Here is a 19991-nt window from a genome sequence, read left to right on the forward strand (position 1 = left end):
ACTTTCTAAAATTCTCTCTATCCTGCCAAAGTTAATTTTCACTTTGGCCTCGATATAATTTAGCATAAAAGCCATTTTTCTGCAACAATTCCCTATGGTTACCATGTTCCACAATCTGTCCATCTTTAACGAATAAAATCACGTCTGAGCCCTTTATTGTCGACAATCTATGGGCAACAACAAAAGTTGTTCTTCCTGTCATCATTTTATTAAATGCAGATTGTATTTTCTGTTCTGTACGTGTATCTATTGAACTTGTTGCCTCATCTAGTATTAGCATTGGTGGAATGTTGAGCATTACCCTAGTTATACACAATAGCTGCATCTGTCCTTGGGATAATGCACCGCCCTCTGTGGATAATATTGTGTCATATCCGTATGGCATTCTTTTTATGAAGCTGTGGGCGTGGGTTGCTTTTGCAGCCGCTATTATTTCTTCATCGGTAGCATTAGGACTAGCCATTTTCAGATTATCTCTAACAGAAGCATTTTTTATCCAGGTCTCCTGAAGAACCATTCCAAAATTACTTCGAAGATTGTCTAGTTCTACATCCCTGATGTCTACGCCGTCAATTAATATCTGTCCAGCATCCACATCATAAAATCTCATTAACAGATTAATGATTGTACTTTTTCCAGCACCGGTAGGTCCAACAATTGCAACTCGCTGTCCCGGCATTACTTTTAGATTAAGGTGCTCAATAAGTTTTTTGCTTTTATCGTATGAGAATGCCACATCCTTAAATTCGATGCAGCCCTTGGCATCATCTGTGGTATTAGCGCCTTGGTTGGTTTCAACCTCTGCATCAATCATTTCAAACAAGCGGGCTGCGCAAGCCAACGCGTTTTGGAACTCTGTGATAACTCCAGAAATTTCATTAAATGGTTTTGCGTAGCTACTAGCATAAAATAGGAAGCTTGTAAGTCCGCCAACGGTGATTCCTCCACCTATTGCAAGTATCGCTCCAAAAACACCAACAGCTGCATAGATAAGATTGTTAATCAGTCGTGTGCTTGGGTTGACTGTTGATGAATAGAAGGTTGCCTTCATGGACGCATCCGCAAGGCTTGAATTCATCACTACAAAGGATTCTAAGGCGTCATCCTCGTAGTCCATATTTCGAACTATTTCTTTATTAATAATCATCTCTTCGATGTAGGCTGTTTCGCGACCTCTAAGCCCTGCCTGTTCTTTAAAGAACTTGTAGGTTCGACCTGAGATGAATTTGGCAAGAAGCAAGGATGCTGGAGTAGCAATTACTACGATTAGGGCTATTTCCCATGAAATGACTAACATGAAATAAACTGTTCCTAATATAGTAAGCACGCCAGTGAATACTTGTGTAAATCCCATTAACAAGCCATCAGCAAAGGTATCAGCGTCAGAAACTATTCTGCTGACGAAATCTCCATGTGGATGAGAATCTATTTGAGATAGCTTCATGTGTTGAAGCTTTGCAAAGGCTCTATCTCTAAGTTCCTTTGTGATGCCGTATGTAATGCTATTATTAAGCCTGTTCATAATCCACTGAGAAAAGAAGGTGGCTATGATGGTGATACACATAACCCTAAGGACATCTTCTAGCTGGGTGTAATCAATTGATCCCCTGCCCATGATGCAGTCTACTGCTTCACCTGTAAGTACTGGTATCCTCAAGGTAAGAATAACTGTAATTAATGCACATATTATTGATAGAAATACTTTAAATCCGTATGGTTTTAGTTCTATTAAAACACGATTTAATATCCTAGATTGAGACTTATTATTCATTTGCTGCCTCCTCTCTAGGGAACTGGCAGTAATATATCTCCTGATAAATATCGCAGTTTTCCATAAGCTGACTATGTGTGCCTAAGCCTACTGCCTGTCCGTCTTCTAGTACAAGTATTTGGTCAGCATCCTTTACAGAGGATGCTCTCTGAGAAACTATAATTCGAGTTGGATTCCAACTGAGCTTGCTAAGAGCTTTTTTCAATTTAGCCTCAGTGGTCATATCAAGGGCGCTTGAAGAATCATCAAGCATCAAAATCTTTGGCTGACCAACTAATGCTCTAGCGATAGTAAGTCGCTGCTTTTGACCGCCCGAGAAATTAGAACCGCGACCATTTACAACTGTGTCTAGCCCTTCCTTTTGCTCTATAAAATCAAGTCCTTGAGCATTATTAAGGGCTGATTTAATTTCCGCGTCATCACTTGTGGCTGTTTTCATTGTCATATTTTCTCGTATTGTGCCACTAAACAATGAGGCTCTCTGAGGTACAATTCCAAAAATCTCAGCCAGTTTGCTATCAGATATCTTTTTAACATCTGTGCCATCTATTTCAATGGATCCCTGACTAACGTCGTAGGTGTGATTCAAAAGCTTGAGCAGTGTGCTCTTTCCCGAGCCTGTTCCACCGATGATTCCAAGGGTGCTACCTGCTGGAATCTCAAGGGTTATATTTACTAAATCCATTTCCTTGGTGTGATTATAGCTGAAGGAAACATTTTTAATAGATATATTTCCTTGGCTTAGAGCTTCACTGGTTTCCACGGTTTCTATATGTGTTCTCTCATCTGATTTCATTTCCATCAATTCCTGAACACGATCTGCTGATGGGAATGCTTTCATCAAAAGCACGATAAGGTTTGCAAGCTTTATTAGCTCTACTAAAATCTGGCTCATGTAGTTAACTAGGGCCACTACATCACCTTGAAGGATGTAGCCTGCTTCTACTCTAGTGGCTGAAATATAAATAAGTGCAACTATGCCAAGATTTACTATTACGTAGGTTACTGGATTAAGCAGAGCTGAGACCTTGCCTGTATTAATCTGCATGTAGGCAAGCTCATGGGTTTTTTGTTTAAATTCACGACTCTCATTGTCCACCTGGCAAAAGGCTCTAAGGACTCTAGCACCTGCAAGGTTCTCAGAAGTAGCGTGAAGTATCTTTTCAAGACGTGCTGCAATTGTTTTGTATCGTGGCAAAGTATATTTCATGATGACATATACAATGAAAGATAGGAGCACTATAACCCCGATAAAAATAAATGCTGATTTAACATCTACTATAAATGCCATAATCATTGCGCCAAACACTATAAATGGAGATCGCAAAAATAGTCTTAGAACCATGTTTATTGCATTTTGAATTTGGTTTATATCGTTTGTAATTCTGGTGGTAAGGACTTCTTCACCTACCTGATCCTTAGTTGCCTGAGATAAGGACAAAATCTTTTTAAATAAATCGTGTCTAATCTCTGATGCTGTGTATACAGCAACATAAGCACTAAAGTACTGGGCTGTAATAGAAAATATTAATCCCACTACAGCAAGTAAAATTAAAACCCCACTCATCATAATGATGTAGTGGGTATCTGAGCTGGCGATTCCCTTGTTAATGATTGATGCCATAACAAGTGGAACCAAAAGCTCAAATATCGCCTCTAACATTTTGAAAAGTGGGGCTAAAATAGCTCGTATTTTATATTTTTTAATGTATTGAATTATAAATCGCATTATTCTGCTTCAGATTCCTCAGCTGAACCTTCTGTTGCATCCTCTGATGTCGCTTCAGTTGTTTCCTCTGTAGTCTCCTCAGTAGTTTCCTCAGTAGTTTCTTCTGTTGATTCTTCTGTAGTTTCTGTAGTCTCTTCTGTTGTTGTCTCTGTTGTAGTATCAGTTGTTTCTTCTACCTCAGGTGCTTTGAAAAGTGAATCGAAATTAACTGTAGCCCAAAGCTCCTCGTCAACTGTCCACTCAATCTCAGCCTCCCAAGCATCTATTTGAGCGCTAAGAGCCTCGCTCTTAAGGCTTTCTCTTTTAGACTCTGATGCTGACTCATCATGATCAGCTGTAACTGTGAATACATAATAGCCTACGCCATCAACCTCGATAACATCCGAAACCTCACCCTCAGCAAGTGCCTCTGCTGCTGTGATAACGTCCATCTGCATCTGGTCATCCTCTGTCTCGCCCTTAAGGTAAGAATATGTCTGAGCTGTAACGCCAAGAGACTCAGCATATGTAGCGAAATCATCGCTAGCAGCTAATTCCTCAGCCTGCTCCTTTAATGATGCAAGCTCATCATCTGTATACGCCTCAACTGTACCGTCCTCAGCTGTTTTGCCTGTTGTGTCAAACAATACATATGAGATAGTACGCATCCAGCAATCATCCTCTGTGATTTCTGCGTCCTTGTCCTCTTTGATTTTCTCAGAAACTAATGAGTAAATAGTTCTGTTCTCAAGGTATTGCTTAACGATGTCTTCTGTAGCACCAAGAGCTTCGATAGTGTCTGATGTGTTGTCTGACATGAACTGCTTTGCTGCCTCAGCAATAGCTGTGTTCTGCTCATCTGTAATGGCAATACCATAATCTGCAGCATGAAGATTTGAAACGTACTGTGCCTCGATTTCTGAAAGAACTGTGCTCTTTACCTGATCCTGCATAGTTGTGCCTGTGCCATACATGTCTGTAGACCACATCTGCTCACCGTAATACTGCATCAAGCTCTGATCATAAATAGACTGCTCATAGCGAGCTGCAAATTTGGCATAGCCTAATGTGATAGTATCAGATGTGCCATCTGCTGTCTTTATAGTTATTAATGTGGCATTCTCATCTGTTTTACCGCATCCTGTCAACAATACAGATGCTGATAAAACTGCCACACCTGTAGATTTTAAAATTGCTCGTCTCATTACATTTAATCCTCCTGAGTGGACCCACCCAATATTTTTTGGTTCTCTGAGGGCTACTAATAGAAGCTCACATATGAACCTAAGCCTTTTCATTATAGTTAATATGAGGTTAATTATCAACTTTTAGGGTCCTAAGGTCGGCTATAAAATCCTGCAAATAATCGAATATTTCGTTAGGTTTTATGCGAGTATTTGCTTTGGTATTGAATATAAAAGCAGGGTTCTTTGGGTCTGCCGCAAAGGTAATATGTGGGTTGTTTCGCTCTAAGAGAGCTGGAATCTGTGCCACATCAATTTTTGCCTTTTCATACATGACGATTTTGATGATGTCCTGCTTTTGCTCAATTGCTGTGATATAAGCATCATGAGCCTTGACACGAAGCATAGCCACCCAAAGGAGATTTTGAACACATCTCTTTGGTTCTCCGAATCTATCAACCAACTCGTCTAGCATATCATCTCTAGCATCCTCAGAATCAATTGCAGCAATACGTTTGTAGATATCGATACGCTGTTCCTCGTTGGATACGTAGGTGTCTGGCAGGTATGCCTCGATATTGATATCAACTGTAGTATTGAAGCTTTCCTCTGTAATTTCACCCTTTTCAATTTTGACAGCTTCGTTAAGCATCTTGCAGTAAAGGTCGTAACCTACAGCTGTCATATTTCCATGCTGCTCTACGCCAAGAAGGTTACCGGCGCCACGGATTTCCAAATCTCGCATGGCAATTTTAAATCCAGAACCCAGGTCGGTAAATTCCTTGATTGCAGCCAAACGTTTCTCTGCAACCTCCTTCAGCATTTTGTCTCTTCGATACATCAAAAATGCGTAAGCGGTACGGTTGCTTCGACCTACACGGCCCCTCAACTGGTAAAGCTGAGACAAGCCCATGTTATCTGAATCATGAATGATTATCGTATTTACGTTAGAGATATCCAGTCCAATTTCGATGATTGTTGTTGCCACCAAAACATCGATTTCATGGTTGATGAACTGCATCATAACATCCTCGACCTTGGCCTCTGTCATCTGACCGTGGATATAGCCAACTGTAGCCTCAGGAACAAGTCTCTCTATTTCTGCAGCCATATCCTGAATGCCTCTAACACGGTTAAATACATAGTAAACCTGCCCGTCTCTGGCCATTTCTCTAACTATGGCCTCGCGAACCATTTCCTCATTGTATTCGAATACAAAAGTCTGGATTGGAGTTCTCTCCATAGGTGGCTCATCCAAAACGCTCATATCTCGGATGCCAACTAAGGACATATGAAGGGTTCGAGGTATTGGTGTAGCAGAAAGAGAAAGTACATCAACAGTCTTTTTCATTTGCTTAATACGCTCTTTATGGTTTACACCAAAGCGCTGCTCCTCATCGATAATGAGAAGTCCTAAATCCTTAAACTCCACATCCTTCGATAGCAATCTGTGGGTTCCAATAACAATATCAACCATGCCATTTTTAAGGCCTTCGATGGTTTTCTTTTGCTCAGCTGCACTTCTAAAACGGCATAGAAGTCCAATATTTACAGGATAGCCGCCCATTCGCTGAACAAAGTTATTGTAGTGCTGTTGTGCAAGAATAGTTGTAGGAACAAGGTAAGCCACCTGTTTTCCTTCCTGAACTGCCTTGAAGGCTGCTCGCATGGCTACCTCTGTTTTGCCGAATCCAACGTCACCACAAATCAATCTATCCATAATCTTTGTGGATTGCATGTCTGATTTAACTGCAGCAACTGCCTCTAACTGACCATCAGTTTCCTCGTATGGGAAGCTTTCCTCGAATTCTTTTTGCCATACAGTATCAGGGCCATATACGAATCCATCTGTGTTTTGACGTAAGGCATATAAATCCACCAGTTCTTTGGCAACAACACCAACTGCAGATTGAACCTTTTGCTTTGTACGGTGCCATTCTTGGGTACCTGCACCTAAGGAATTTAGCTTTGGTTTCTTGCCGTCAGGGCCAGAGTACTTTTGAATCTGGTCAAGCTGAGAGGTAAGCACGTACAAATTGCTACCCTTGGCATATTCAATCTTGATATAGTCACGAATGACCTTATCAAGCTCCATTTGCTCTGTTCCTTTGTATACACCAAGACCATAGTTTTCATGAACAACATAGTCCCCAACGTGAAGGTCTGAGAATGAAGAAATTGTTTCTCCCTCGTACTTTTTAACACGGTGTTTTTTCTTTCTAACGTGACCAAATATATCTCCGTCAGACAGCATTACAAAGGCCGAATCAGGATAATCAAATCCTCTTTTAATATTTCCAACACATATCATTGTCTCACCTGGATTAATAGGGTGGTCCAAATCCGTGGTGAAATATGAGTTTAGCCCCTCGTCTAATAAATCCTGAGCAAGTCTCTGGCCTTTGGTGCTAGAGCTTGTTACCAAAAGGACCTTGTACTTTCTTTTTTTGTAGGATAAAAGTTCCTTTGTTAATAATTCAAAGCTACCGTTGTAGGCATTAACTCCTTGTACGGCAATACTAAAATGATCTGCTGATTTAAGGTATTTGTTTTTAGAGTCCAAAATAGACATAAGCGTTGTTGGAAAGGCTTCTATTTTGCCAAGGATCTCTGTAAGGCCATAAAGCATTTCCATTTGGCCCTTTAGCATGTAACCAGCCTCTACACGACGTGTCATGGCATCAGCAAATTCTGTTTCGGTGATTTCGCCCTTGTTTACTACCTTTTGAATCTCATCTACAAATACATAGGTGCCCTTTGGCATGAAATCAATAAATGAGCCTAGCTTGTCACAGAAATATGTAAGATGTGTCTCTAGCTCTTGGCTAAGGCCCCACTCTCTTGTTTCCTCTATGACTCTGTCAGCATATGTTTTCAGATGGTATGCTTCTTCTGTTTTCATCTCCTTGCGATATGCTTCATATCGCTGATCTCGCTCGGCTTCAATTTTGGCAAGACCAGCTTCTACTTCGTCTCTAGAGAGGATTAATTCCACTGCTGGAAAAATTAAAACAGAATTTATATTTTCGATAGACTTCTGATTTGATGGGTCATAAGAGCGAATGCTGTCAACTTCATCACCCCATAATTCAATACGAACAGGAAGATCTGCTGTAAGTGGAAATACGTCGATAATACCACCACGGACAGCAAATTCTCCTGGATGCTCACAGGTGCCCACAGCTTCATAGCCCATAGCCACAAGCTTGCGACGAAGGGCCTCTAGCTCCACAGTATCAGCATCTGAAATAGCAACCACACCATCCTCAAAATAAGAAAGGGCAGGTAGCTTGTTCATAAGAGCATCGATTGTGGTGATGACCGTACAGCTATTGTTGGATATAACAGCCTCTATTGCCTTCATACGCTCTCTAGTCAAAGCATTTCCTCTTATATCAGACTGATAGAACAAGAAATCCTTCGCAGGGAAATATACTACATCATTATCGTAAAAACGATATTCTTCGTATAAATCTCTAGCCTTTAGCTCATCACTTGTGATGATAAGCTTGTAGTCAATATCATGGCCGACACCAAAAATAAGGTGTGCCTTGTCAGCACACCCAGTTATATCGTAAATCTTTCCATATTTATGTAGAGCCTCTCTAAGAGACTCTACAGCTGTAAGTGATTTAAATGGTTCTAAAAATGTTTTCATAGTTTAATCACGATTTAATAACAATTATTTTTCAAGTAATTTCTCGGCTCTATCAAGAGCAGCATCAATGTTTGGCTGGAAGTTATCTTCGCCTACTAGCTTAATGAAGTCAGCCTTTTCCATCATACGACGTGGCTGTTCATTAACATGGGAGAACACTACCTTTACGCCCTTTTTCTCTGCACGTTCAACTAAATCTCTGAGAGCTCTAAGAGCTGTAACGTCGATTGCTGGTACAGATCTCATTCTAATAACGAGAACCTTTGTGAAGTCCTTTACATTAATGCTCTCTGCAAGCATATCAGAAACACCAAAGAAAAGTGGTCCTGTAATTTCAAATACTCTGATTTCCTTTGTAACTGCACGAAGGTCATCTACGAACTCAGCATCGTCTGACTGATATGTCCAACCGCTAACGTGTGTCTCCTCGCTCATTCTCTTGATGAAAAGGATGCAGGCAACAATCATGCCCCACTCGATAGCAACAACAAGGTCAAATACTACTGTAAGCACGAATGTCAAAACAAGAACGATGATATCTGACTTAGGTGCGAACTTTACTAATCTAACAAATGGTCTCCACTGGCACATATTGTAAGCAACCTGGAAAAGGATAGCTGCGATACATGGCATTGGAATGTACTTAGCATATGGCATAAGAACAACTAAGATAATCAATAGTGTAATTGAGTGAACCATACCAGCGATTGGTGTACGTCCACCGTTTTTGATATTGGCAGCTGTACGGGCGATAGCACCTGTTGCTGGGATACCACCAAATAAAACAGAACCAATATTACCGATACCCTGACCGATAAGCTCCTGATTACTTCTGTGCTTGCTGTTTACCATTCCATCAGCAACTACTGCTGAAAGAAGTGATTCGATAGCAGCAAGAATTGCAATTGTAAATGCATTGGGCATCTCATTTCGGATAAGTGATAATGAGAAATGTGGCACAGATACTGTAGGTAATCCCGATTTTAAATCTGGATATAATTTACCGATAGTATTAACCTCAAGTCCTAAGCCCTGAACCATTGCGATACCTACGAATACTGCAATGATTGATGCAGGAATCTTTGAGAAGAACTTTGGCCAAATAATAAGTACTGCAAGACATACGATACCAACAAGCATAGCCTGATAGTTAAGTGTGTCAATGTTTCCAAAGAATGCCTTTAATTTATCGATTGTCTCGATTGGCTTGGCTCCTCTGAAATCTACTCCAAAGAAGTCCTTGAACTGACCGATTAAAATAGTTACTGCAATACCAGCTGTAAAGCCAGTAGTGATTGTGTAAGGAATAAACTTGATAAGTGCACCAGCCTTTACAATACCAAGTATAATGAGGATGATACCTGCCATGATTGTGGCAATGATAAGACCATCCATGCCGTCTGTAGCGATGATACCTGCTACGATTGTGGCGAAGGCTGCAGTAGGTCCAGCAATCTGAACTGTACTACCACCAAAGAATGAAATCAGAAAGCCTGCTACTATTGCGGTGTAAAGACCTGGCTCTGGGCCAACGCCAGAGGCAAGGGCCAAGGCAATAGAAAGTGGCAATGCGATGATTGCCACAATGATTCCTGATACAACATCTTTTGCAAGCTGTTCCTTGCTATACTTCTTCATACAAGAAAACAGCATTGGTTTGAAACTTTCCATTTTTAAACTCCTAATCTTCTTCCTAGCATTTCTGCGTTCACGGCAAATTCCATGGCCGTGTCCTTAGTGATTTTACCCTCTCTCACCAATTTAAACAAGCTTGAATCCATAGAAACCATCTCATCTGTATCGCTAGAATAGATTACACCCTCAATCTGAGGTACCTTATTTTCACGAATCATATTTCTGATAGCTGGGGTAACTGTCATTACCTCGAATGCTGGAACTAAGCTTCCATCAATGGCTGGCACCAATTGCTGAGAAACTACGGCCTTGATAACCATAGAAAGCTGCAGAGCTATCTGGTGCTGCTGCTCTGATGGGAAAACGTCGATGATACGGTCGATTGTGTTGGCCGCACCAATTGTATGTAAAGTGGATAAAATCAAATGTCCGGTTTCTGCTGCTGTCATGGCAACAGAAATTGTCTCTGCATCACGCATTTCTCCAAGGAGAATAACGTCAGGACTCTGACGAAGTGATGCACGAAGCGCTGTAACATAGTTTTCTGTATCTAGATGAATCTCTCGCTGGGAAACAATAGATTTACCATGTCTGTGAAGGTATTCTACTGGATCCTCAAGGGTGATAATGTGCTTGTTATAGGTTTTGTTAATTCTATCAACTACACAGGATAAGGTGGTGGATTTACCGCTTCCTGCAGGGCCTGTAACGAGAACTAATCCCTTTGACTCGTTGGCAAGGTTGATAACTGACTCAGGAATCATAAGCTCCTTGTAGTCAGGAAGTGTAAATGTAATTACACGGATAACTGCTGCGTAAGTGCCTCTTTGTTTGAAGGCATTTACTCTGAATCGAGAAACATCCTTTATGGCAAATGAGAAATCGTCGTCGCCCTGCTCAACGTATTTTGTAATGTCACGATTGGCAATTTTATAAATCTGCTGAACCAAATCCTCAGCCATTGCAGGCATAACAGGACCATTGTCAGGCTCTGACTTTTCTGAATACTGAGATTCAAGCTCTGAGCGTGTCAAAACTAAATCATTTACTCTAAAGGATACTTCTCGGCCTGTGATGATAAACACATCTGAAGCCTTATATTTGCGTACTGCATCTGTCAAATAACTAATTATATCTGTTGCCATTTTTTCGTCTCCCCGTTAATCCATTATTGTTATAACTGGCTGAGAGCTGTCTGCCTCCCAGTCACTAGTATTTTCTACCTGCCATTTTGAAATCTGGCCATCTGAAACCTGAACATTTAATACCTGATTATCATTTATATCTATCTGAAATTCCTGGTCTGCCCAGTCAGTTTTAGCAATTCTATCGTATGCCTCGTTGGATGCTGCGTAATACTCATCTGTGTGGTCCGCAAGCTTTTTGCTAAGACTATAGTTGTTATGGCTGGAAGAAATAGTAAGAGCTGCAATAACAGCAAAAGCAAGACCTATCAAAATAACAACCATAAGGCTTGTACCAATATTTATTATTGCCCTTGATTCTCTCTTTTTGTGCTCCATCTCTACTCCTTAATAGCCTTTTTAACTACTAGAGAATATATCTCCTCATCATCCATGTTGGAAACAACCACATGCATGGACTGACAGTCTTGGTTGGTTTCTGGTTCAATTACAAGGGTAGTTACCTTATATTCACCTTCCTCACCATCTAAAAGCTGCCAATTTTTGTCATAGTAATCTGTGTAGCTAACAAAATCATCCCTTGTAAGGTATTCTTCTGCTGCATTTGTTGCTAAATTAACTGCCTGAGTAAGCTCCTTGGCCTCTCGACTTTTGGCGAAGCTGCCGGCAAAAGCCTGCACGCAAATTGCTGATACTATGATAAAAAACAATATTGAAAACATTAGCTCTGTAAGGAAAATACGAGAGCCATTATTTCTACTCTTCATCTGTATCCTCCTCTACACTGGCATTAGTGCCATTATTTATTCCTGATTTAATTCCTATGCTAACATTTTCCTTTTGCCCATCTGCGTTTTCGATTTCAATTTGCATAGTATTAGAATCTTTTTCTAAGGAAATATCTAAACTATTTATTTCAAGGATTTTGCTTCCAAAGTCTGCTGTAACCCCAGAATTTTCTTTGGCCTCTAGCTCCATTAAATATCCGTCATATTCATAGATGTAAAGGTAATAATCGGTGCCCTCTGACATTCTAATGCAATCGCAGCCATCGATTGTGGAAATATCAATTACTCCTGCGCTGTCATGCTGGCGAACCACCTCTCGAATGTAGGCAATTGCTGTTCTAGCATTGGCATTTGACTCGTTTGCATTTACAACGGACCTGTAGGAATTAACAGCCATCAAAAGAACACTCACTGCTGAGAAAGTGAATATAAGAAACAAGATCATGAGGAACATGATATCTATATTATGTTTTCTAGAACGTCCTATACTCAAAGCTGCTCCTCCAACATTACTGCAAGTTTATAATTGTCACATCCGGTTTCATATTGGAACCAAATATTACGTAGTCTACTCTAAACATCTCATCATCATAGATGATTCCATAGTTTTCTTTTAAATAATCAAAGCTCTCAGGGTAGCGGCCCTCCGTAACATAGCACTGGATAATGGCCCTATCGATTGCCTCTGAAAGACTCTGGCGCTGCTCTGTTACAGAGCCTTCTGCGGCCTTGGAAACTGCAAACAGAAAGCCTATAAAAATCAGCACAAAAAGCAGTGCAGAAATAAGTGTTGTTCCTGCAACATTTTTCTTTTTAATTTCATGAATGCCATCAAGGCTACCAAATCTTGTTTTAGACATATTAGATCATCCCTGACATTATATTCAAAAGTGGCAACATAACTGATAAAAGAATTATTCCAACGATTACTGAAAGAATAATTACAAGCGTAGGCTCAACAACAGCGATAAGGTCGTTAATTTCCTCATCTGCCTCCTCCTGGTAGGTTGTTGCAACCTTCTCAAGAACATTTTCCATATTACCTGTTTTGGCACCTAAAATTGCCATACGACCATAAAGGCCTCCGAAAATACCAGAAACTGAAAATGCCTTACCTACATCCATAGTCTCTGCAAAGGAATCCTTGCATTTTTCCACCTTTTGCTCAAACTCTGGCGCATCAACAATTCGTCCGCTGACCTCAAGGGACTGCATAACGTCCATACCGCTTGAAAGAGTCATTGCCATAGCTGAAGCAAAACGGCTTGTAGCTATTTTTGAATGAATAGATTTAAAGTGACGATTCTTGTATAAAAGATTATTGCGGTGATTTTTGCCCCATCTAGATTTGTTAAGGACAATTAAATAAATCACAACCGCAAGTAGAATCACTAGGAAAATTGCCCCGTTGGATTTGATAAAGCTACCAAAAGCTAAAAATCCACCTGACAAACCGTCCATTGTACCACCAAGCTGGCGGAATACACGGTCAAATACTGGCATAATCTCAGTGACAAGAACAATGATGATAATAAGCATCATTGCAACCATCATAAGTGGATATGTAACAGCACTACGGATGGCATTGCTGATTGCCATTTCTCTAGCGTAATGTGCTGCAAGATTTGTAAGAACTGAATCCATCTTACCTGTCTGCTCGCCCATGCGAGTCATTTCAACGAAGTAATCTGGGAAAACTCCAGCGTCCTCAATGGCCTTGGCCAAAGAGCCTGTTTCTGTAACTACCTGCTCCATCTCAGCAAGGAGTTCCTTTTCCTCTCCTCCCTGGGATTCGTCAAGCATCATTGTAATTCCTTGAATTGATGAAACACCGCTAGTGATCATCATTCCCATTTCATCTGAGAATGCATAAAGCTCCTCAGCTGTTAATTTTTTTCTATTTTTTATGCTCATAGCTCCACCTTAGTATTTATACTTTAATTGATAATAAGTATCGTCTTGTAAATATTTCTTAACTGTACTCGTGTTAGCGTAAGACCCAAGTGTTGGATCCATAAGGGTCCATTTTGAGCCATCAAACTCTATCACGTTATCAATCCAACCTGTATCATCTGTGTATACAGAAATCCATGCATGATACTCAGTGCCTGCGTAACCTATCTCTAGTCTAGTAGGTATGCCCTGAGACCTAAGCATCGCGCCCATCAATGATGCATAATCAAAGCATATTCCAGTGCCGCTAGCAAGTGTGCTATCCACCGTTGGAACATAGCCTGACTGTACTGTCTCCGCCTTGTCATAATCATAGGTAATATTGTTGATTATGTAGTGGTAGACATTCTCCACCACCTCCAAATCAGTATTGGCACTGGCTGCCAACTCCTGTCCCTTTTTCACCGCGTTAGAATTGGCGTTGAAATTCACATAGGCATTTGGATACAAAAACATACTATATTCATCTTTGAGGGTTACGTTCACCGATTGTGTAAATGCTGCTGCGTACTGGTCATCATGTAGGTTTTCATATACACCGATTTTGTAGGTACCACTACCCTCTGACAGAGGATAGACGGCATAATTGCCATCCAAATCCATCAGATAGTTGTAGGTGTTACCTGCCGGCGTTTCTATTAGCATTCTCACCTTAGCTGCTGAGCCTGTGTATTTAACCATTACGTATCCATCGCTGGCATTGCTAGCGTCTATGGATGCGTCCATGTTTTCATAAACCTCTGTGCCACTGGCCTCTGGAGTCAGGACTCTAATGGAATTATCCCTAGAACCCTTTGCCTCTTTGGCTGATGCAGATGATGCAGTCGTTCCACTAGAGGCAACGTCCGCAACACTCTCAGAGGAGCCACATGCAGCTAGGCTAATACCTAGAACAATCAGCGAAAGCAAATATCTAATCCTTCTCAATTGCTTCCTCCCGAAGTCCTCTTATTTGTTTAATAACCTAACTAATTCAACATCCCCATTAAATTTGTATTCTTTGTCCTCTGAAGCAATGTAAAGAGCACCCTGTAATGTGGCATTATCACGACCTGTCACCATAAGTATATAGCCCTCATTGCCTGGAAGAAGTTCTGTTACATCAATTTTTTCTAAATCCTGATCTACCTTAAATTTCTTAGTAGCATCTTCTGTGTGCTTGAAATGGCGCTTTTGAATTTTAACTGCTGGGTAATTTACCTCATCAAGCACCTCTTCTATAAGGTCAAAAAGTCCTGGTAAATCCTCGAACTCTGCAGTCTCCCTGCCAAATCGATTAATTACCTGACCTTTGAAGCCTTCTGCGTCCTTATCAATGATAATTCCGACGCTATTACTTGTCCTTTTCATTCTACCCGAAACTGACATACTTATTCTCCTTGGATAATATTGTTCAACTCTGCTGTGTCTTCTGATGTGCCAGCGCTGGCAAGGTTAACTGGTGCTACATTGTATTTAATGTAACGCTTTCTAGATTCCTTGCTAAGGTTGTCGTTGATACGAGCCTGAACTAATACGCAATCTTCTTGTGTGATATCAAGAAGAAGAACTACGAACTGGTTGTTTGAGTATCTGGCGTACATATCTCCACCACGGGTAGAAACTCTGATTGCCTCGTTTAATTCATCTGCAAGTGTGTTTAAGCGGTCTGAATTTTCAAGAGCGAAGCCCTTGCCGTCTGTAATTGTGCAAAGCATAAGCCATGCAGCCTGACCTGAACGCATGATAACACGCTTGATGTATCTGTAGCATTCAACAAAGTTAGGATATGAGCAATAGAATGCACCCTCAATATCCTCTTTGCTGGTATCGAGGTTCTTTTTAACCTCGCTGATCATGTCTGTATTGTTTTTAACCTGAGCACCAAGCTCCTCAAGCTGCTTTGTCATCTCTGGTGGAATAGACACACCAAGCTCTTCAAACATGAGGTTCTCTGTCTCCTCATATAATTTGAGAGCATCCTTTGATTTGCCAAGCTCGATAAGAGCCTGCATCTCGTATGTCTGCCATCCATCATATGGATATAAAGTATTAGCCTTGTGAGCCACCTGATTGATTGTGCGGTAGTCCTTTTCTACAAGGCAAATCTCGCAAAGCTGCTTTACACATCTAGTGTAAAGTCTCTTGAGCTTAACCTGTACTGTGATAACCCAATCAGAGCCACTAAGACCTGGAAGGAAATCTCCTTTGTACATGTCGCAGGCTTCCTTTAATGCTGCAAGCTGCTCTGGAAGAGTATCTGCTGCAAGTGCCTTTTTTGCCACGTCTTCAAAGATAATAGCATCACATTCAACTTCAATATTTGAATTGATTTTGTATATACCACGTTTTACATGAACGTAGTCCTCCTCAGGAAGACCAACCTTTGGAAGCGCTTTTCTCAATCTGAAAACAAGCGCACGTAAGCTGTTCGATGGGTCTGCAATCTCTTCATTATGAAATAGGTTATACATAATCTGTTCTCTAGCTAACCCATTAGGATAATAAAGAAGCATTTGAAAAAGCTGATTAACCTTTGTTGTGTTGTTTCTCTCGATAGTAAATGGTTTGCCTTCGTAGGAAATCTCTACGTTTCCCAACATTTGGGCTTTGATTTTAATAATCTGTTCCAACTTTGTATCTCCCTTATGTTTACAGTTATTTCATTATAGTTTAAAGTATAGATTTTTTAATCGTTATTGTAAATAATAAAATCCACAAAAAAATGACCTGTACTTCAGTCCGAAACACAGGTCATATAACTATTCGATTTTTTCTTTGACGTTGTATTTGTTCATAGCTGCATCCAAATCCCCATCAAGAAACAACTCCAAGGCTCCAATTACCTTGTCGAAAGAACTGTCTACGCGCTTCCTATCCTCCTCGTCGTATCGACCAAGCACATGGGCAATCAAATCACCCTTTCCACACTCGCCTACACCAACTCGGATTCGTGGAAACTCGTTAGTATCCAACAGGCCTATGATGTTTTTAAGGCCGTTATGGCCGCCAGCACTTCCCTTTTTTCTCACACGAATATTTCCTGTGGAAAGGGAAACATCATCAGAGATGACAATCAGCTCCTCAGTTGGCTCTACATCATAGTACTCAGTGAGTTCAAAAACACATTCTCCGCTGAGGTTCATATAAGTCTGAGGTTTCACCAGCATGACCTTATGGCCATTTATTATGCCCTTTCCCACAATTCCCTTATGTTCCTTGTGATTGACTTCTATTCCAAATTTTTGAGAAATAGCGTCGATGGCTTCGAAGCCCACATTATGTCGTGTGCCTTCATACTTTCTTTCTGGATTACCTAGACCAACAATTAAAAACATATAAATTACTCTGGGAACTCTTCCTTATATTTAGTAAGGATCATGTTCTGCATCTGCTCTCTAGTGGTTGAGCGAATAGGATGTGCAATATCCTTGTAGCCGCCCTCTGAACCACGTCTAGATGGCATTGCGATAAATAGTCCCTTATCTCCTTCGATAATTTTGATGTCGTGAATTACGAACTCCTCATCGATTGTGACTGATACTACAGCCTTCATCTTGCCTTCCTTCTCGATTTTGCGAATTCTGATGTCAGTAATCTGCATTGTTATACCTCCCCAACTGGCATATCATAACGATTTTTGTTACCTATAACTATGCGGATTCCATTTTCCCCAATATATGTGGATCCGCTGAGCAATGTCTCATGGCTTTCAACAATGCAATTTTCTACGTGCACGTTGTCCCCTATGTATGCTCCATTTAAAATGACGCAATTCTTAACAACTGAATTGTTGCCAACAAAGGCCTTTTTAAATAGTACAGAATTCTCTACCGTAGAATTGATGATACATCCTCCTGCAACAAGAGAATTTCTAACCTGTGAACCTGTGTTGAACTTTGCAGGTGGAAGGTCGTGTGTCTTTGAAAATACTCCTGGTTCTGTGTGGAAGAACATATCGCGTACATCCTTACGTAAGAAATCCATGTTTGCCTTGAAGTAGCTGTCTACGTCAGCGATGTTTGCCCAATATCCTTCCATCATGTAGCCGTAGATTTTCTTCATGCTCTTGTATCTTATGAGAATGTCTGTAACAAAGTTGTATCTGCCCTCACGATTGCACTCTTCAAGTAAATCGATAAGAGCTCGACGTCTGATGACGTACACACCAGCAGAAACAATGTCTGAGTTTGCAACCATTGGCTTCTCCTCGAACTCAACAATTCTGCCGCTTCTATCCATGTCCACTACACCGTAACGATTGATGTCATCGCCCTCAGGTAGCTTCGCGCAGACTACAGTAATATCTGCCTGCTTGTCGATGTGATAGTCTAAAACTTTATTGAAGTCCAATTTATAAACACAATCACCACTAGCTATAATAACATATGGCTCATGTCTTTTCTTTAGGAAATCAATATTTTGCCAAATGGCATCGGCAGTACCTCTGTACCACCAGCTATTATTAGTAGTAACTGTTGGTGTGAAAAGGAAGAGACCTCCCTGCTTTCTACCAAAGTTCCACCATTTTGATGAATTAAGATGCTCATTTAATGAGCGAGCGTTGTACTGGGACAGCACTGCTACTGTCTGAATGTGTGAATTTGTCATATTTGAAAGGACAAAATCAATACATCTGTAGCTGCCTCCTACTGGCATAGCTGCGATTGCACGCTTGTCTGTAAGATTCTGCATTCTACTGCTGTTTCCACCTGCTAGAATTATACCTAATGCTTTCATACTTGATCACCTGCCTTGATAATGTAGCCGCCACTAGCTAACTGTCCGTCAGGATAATCTGCTTCGCCAGTCTCGCCCTTGATAGCTGTATTCTTTCCAATAGTAACGTGTGCTGGAATCGTAGAATTCTCGCCGATTACTGCAAGTCCATATCCATAGATGCTTGCGTTCAGCTTGCTAACTGCTTCCTCGCCTTGACCAATTTTTGTGTCTTCACCAACTACTGTGTTCTCAGCGATAATCGATTTATCTATCACGCAATTCTTTCCAATGGTAACCCCTTCCATAATAATTGAATCGCGGATTATTGTTCCTTCTTCAACAACTACACCAGCACCAAGTACTGAGTTGTATACTTCACCATAAATCTGTGCACCAGCTCCGATGATTGCTTTGTCAACTACTGCGGAGCTAGCAATGAACTGTGGCTCGATGATGTTCTGATTAGTATAAATCTTCCAGAATTCCTCGTAGAGGTTAAACTCTGGTATCAAATCGATAAGCTCCATATTAGCTTCCCAATATGAGCCAAGTGTTCCTACATCCTTCCAATAGCTGTTAAACTCGTAGGCATACATTGGAGAACCCTTTTCGTGAAGGTAAGGTAAAACATGCTTACCAAAATCACAATTGCTCTGATCCTTAAGAGCAAGGAGTGACTCCTTAAGTGCCTTCCAGCTGAAAATATAAATACCCATAGAAGCAAGGTTACTTCTTGGCTGAGGTGGTTTCTCCTCAAATTCGCTGATACGTTTTTCTTCATCAGCAATTACAACACCAAATCGCGATGCTTCTTCGATAGGCACTGGTATTACCGCAATAGTAACATCTGCGCCCTTTGCCTTATGAAAATCTAACATGGCCTCATAATCCATCTTATAAATGTGGTCACCCGAAAGGATAAGCACATACTCTGGATTATAGTTCTCCATGTACTTAAGGTTTTGGAAAATTGCGTTAGCTGTTCCAGAATACCATTCACTAGTATCGCTCTTCTCATATGGTGGTAATACTGTAACGCCACCATTTGTCCTATCCAAATCCCATGGAATACCAATTCCAATGTGAGAATTGAGGACTAGAGGCTGATACTGAGTGAGAACACCAACGGTATCAATTCCAGAATTGATACAATTTGATAGAGGAAAATCGATAATACGATACTTTCCCCCGAAAGAAACTGCTGGCTTTGCAACGTCAGACGTGAGTACGCCTAACCTGCTACCCTGCCCGCCAGCAAGAAGCATTGCAATCATTTCTTTTCTAATCATCCCTATCATCTGCCTTTCTCATGCTGTCACAAGGGATGTGCAAATATTAACCCCAAGCACTCCCCTTTGTATATTTAGTATAACAAAGTGTAAAATTGCGTGCAATAATATTCATAATTTTTACCATTACCTTGTTAATTGTTTGACAATTGGTTGTCA

At 40.7% G+C, this 19991-nt stretch carries 18 protein-coding genes; all 18 read right to left on the reverse strand.

Translation table 11 applies throughout. From position 1 onward, the window contains the following. Positions 1-31: 31 nt before the first annotated feature. Entirely contained in the window at positions 32-1771 is a 1740-nt protein-coding gene (locus E7276_RS06695; RefSeq protein WP_294215373.1) for an ABC transporter ATP-binding protein, read from the reverse strand. Then, positions 1764-3500: an ABC transporter ATP-binding protein gene (locus E7276_RS06700; protein WP_294215375.1), complete on the reverse strand. Its 1737-nt coding sequence runs from the start codon at positions 3498-3500 to the stop codon at positions 1764-1766. Before E7276_RS06700 ends, E7276_RS06695 begins: the two co-directional genes overlap by 8 nt. Continuing rightward, positions 3500-4684 carry a peptidyl-prolyl cis-trans isomerase gene (locus E7276_RS06705; RefSeq protein WP_294215377.1) on the reverse strand — a complete coding sequence of 395 codons (1185 nt, stop codon included), beginning with the start codon at positions 4682-4684 and terminating at the stop codon, positions 3500-3502. Before E7276_RS06705 ends, E7276_RS06700 begins: the two co-directional genes overlap by 1 nt. A 109-nt stretch (positions 4685-4793) precedes the next feature. Further along, positions 4794-8321, reverse strand: a complete 3528-nt coding sequence (gene mfd, locus E7276_RS06710; RefSeq protein WP_294215379.1) for a transcription-repair coupling factor — start codon at positions 8319-8321, stop codon at positions 4794-4796. 24 nt (positions 8322-8345) lie between these two features. Next, positions 8346-9992 carry a SulP family inorganic anion transporter gene (locus tag E7276_RS06715; protein ID WP_294215382.1) on the reverse strand — a complete coding sequence of 549 codons (1647 nt, stop codon included), beginning with the start codon at positions 9990-9992 and terminating at the stop codon, positions 8346-8348. A gap of 2 nt (positions 9993-9994) precedes the next feature. Beyond that, positions 9995-11101 carry a type IV pilus twitching motility protein PilT gene (locus E7276_RS06720; protein WP_294215387.1) on the reverse strand — a complete coding sequence of 369 codons (1107 nt, stop codon included), beginning with the start codon at positions 11099-11101 and terminating at the stop codon, positions 9995-9997. A gap of 15 nt (positions 11102-11116) precedes the next feature. Continuing rightward, positions 11117-11479 carry a hypothetical protein gene (locus E7276_RS06725; RefSeq protein WP_294215388.1) on the reverse strand — a complete coding sequence of 121 codons (363 nt, stop codon included), beginning with the start codon at positions 11477-11479 and terminating at the stop codon, positions 11117-11119. A 2-nt stretch (positions 11480-11481) separates the two neighbouring features. After that, complete coding sequence (locus tag E7276_RS06730) at positions 11482-11868, reverse strand: hypothetical protein (protein ID WP_294215391.1); 387 nt, start codon at positions 11866-11868, stop codon at positions 11482-11484. After that, a complete protein-coding gene (locus tag E7276_RS06735; RefSeq protein ID WP_294215393.1) occupies positions 11858-12382 on the reverse strand; it encodes a DUF4860 domain-containing protein in 525 nt (174 codons plus the stop codon). Before E7276_RS06735 ends, E7276_RS06730 begins: the two co-directional genes overlap by 11 nt. A 16-nt stretch (positions 12383-12398) precedes the next feature. Then, complete coding sequence (locus E7276_RS06740) at positions 12399-12749, reverse strand: hypothetical protein (RefSeq protein ID WP_294215396.1); 351 nt, start codon at positions 12747-12749, stop codon at positions 12399-12401. 1 nt (position 12750) lies between these two features. Further along, positions 12751-13803, reverse strand: coding sequence for a type II secretion system F family protein (locus E7276_RS06745; RefSeq protein ID WP_294215398.1), 1053 nt, complete (start codon positions 13801-13803; stop codon positions 12751-12753). A gap of 9 nt (positions 13804-13812) precedes the next feature. Then, a complete protein-coding gene (locus tag E7276_RS06750; protein ID WP_294215401.1) occupies positions 13813-14769 on the reverse strand; it encodes a transglutaminase-like domain-containing protein in 957 nt (318 codons plus the stop codon). 21 nt (positions 14770-14790) lie between these two features. Beyond that, positions 14791-15210 (reverse strand): hypothetical protein, encoded by a 420-nt coding sequence (locus E7276_RS06755; RefSeq protein WP_294215403.1) that lies wholly within the window; start codon positions 15208-15210, stop codon positions 14791-14793. Between the two features lie 2 nt (positions 15211-15212). Then, a complete protein-coding gene (locus tag E7276_RS06760) occupies positions 15213-16454 on the reverse strand; it encodes a BTAD domain-containing putative transcriptional regulator (protein ID WP_294215404.1) in 1242 nt (413 codons plus the stop codon). 129 nt (positions 16455-16583) lie between these two features. Beyond that, positions 16584-17159, reverse strand: coding sequence for an aminoacyl-tRNA hydrolase (gene pth, locus E7276_RS06765; RefSeq protein WP_294215407.1), 576 nt, complete (start codon positions 17157-17159; stop codon positions 16584-16586). A 5-nt stretch (positions 17160-17164) separates the two neighbouring features. Then, positions 17165-17425 (reverse strand): septation regulator SpoVG, encoded by a 261-nt coding sequence (gene spoVG, locus E7276_RS06770; protein WP_294215410.1) that lies wholly within the window; start codon positions 17423-17425, stop codon positions 17165-17167. A gap of 2 nt (positions 17426-17427) precedes the next feature. After that, positions 17428-18561, reverse strand: coding sequence for a glucose-1-phosphate adenylyltransferase subunit GlgD (gene glgD, locus E7276_RS06775; RefSeq protein WP_294215414.1), 1134 nt, complete (start codon positions 18559-18561; stop codon positions 17428-17430). Then, the gene (locus E7276_RS06780; protein WP_294215417.1) at positions 18558-19832 is read right to left on the reverse strand and encodes a glucose-1-phosphate adenylyltransferase; all 1275 of its coding nucleotides are present in this window, start codon (positions 19830-19832) and stop codon (positions 18558-18560) included. Before E7276_RS06780 ends, glgD begins: the two co-directional genes overlap by 4 nt. Between the last annotated feature and the right edge of the window lie 159 nt (positions 19833-19991).

This window comes from Pseudobutyrivibrio sp. (assembly GCF_015057185.1).
Taxonomy (GTDB): domain Bacteria; phylum Bacillota; class Clostridia; order Lachnospirales; family Lachnospiraceae; genus Pseudobutyrivibrio.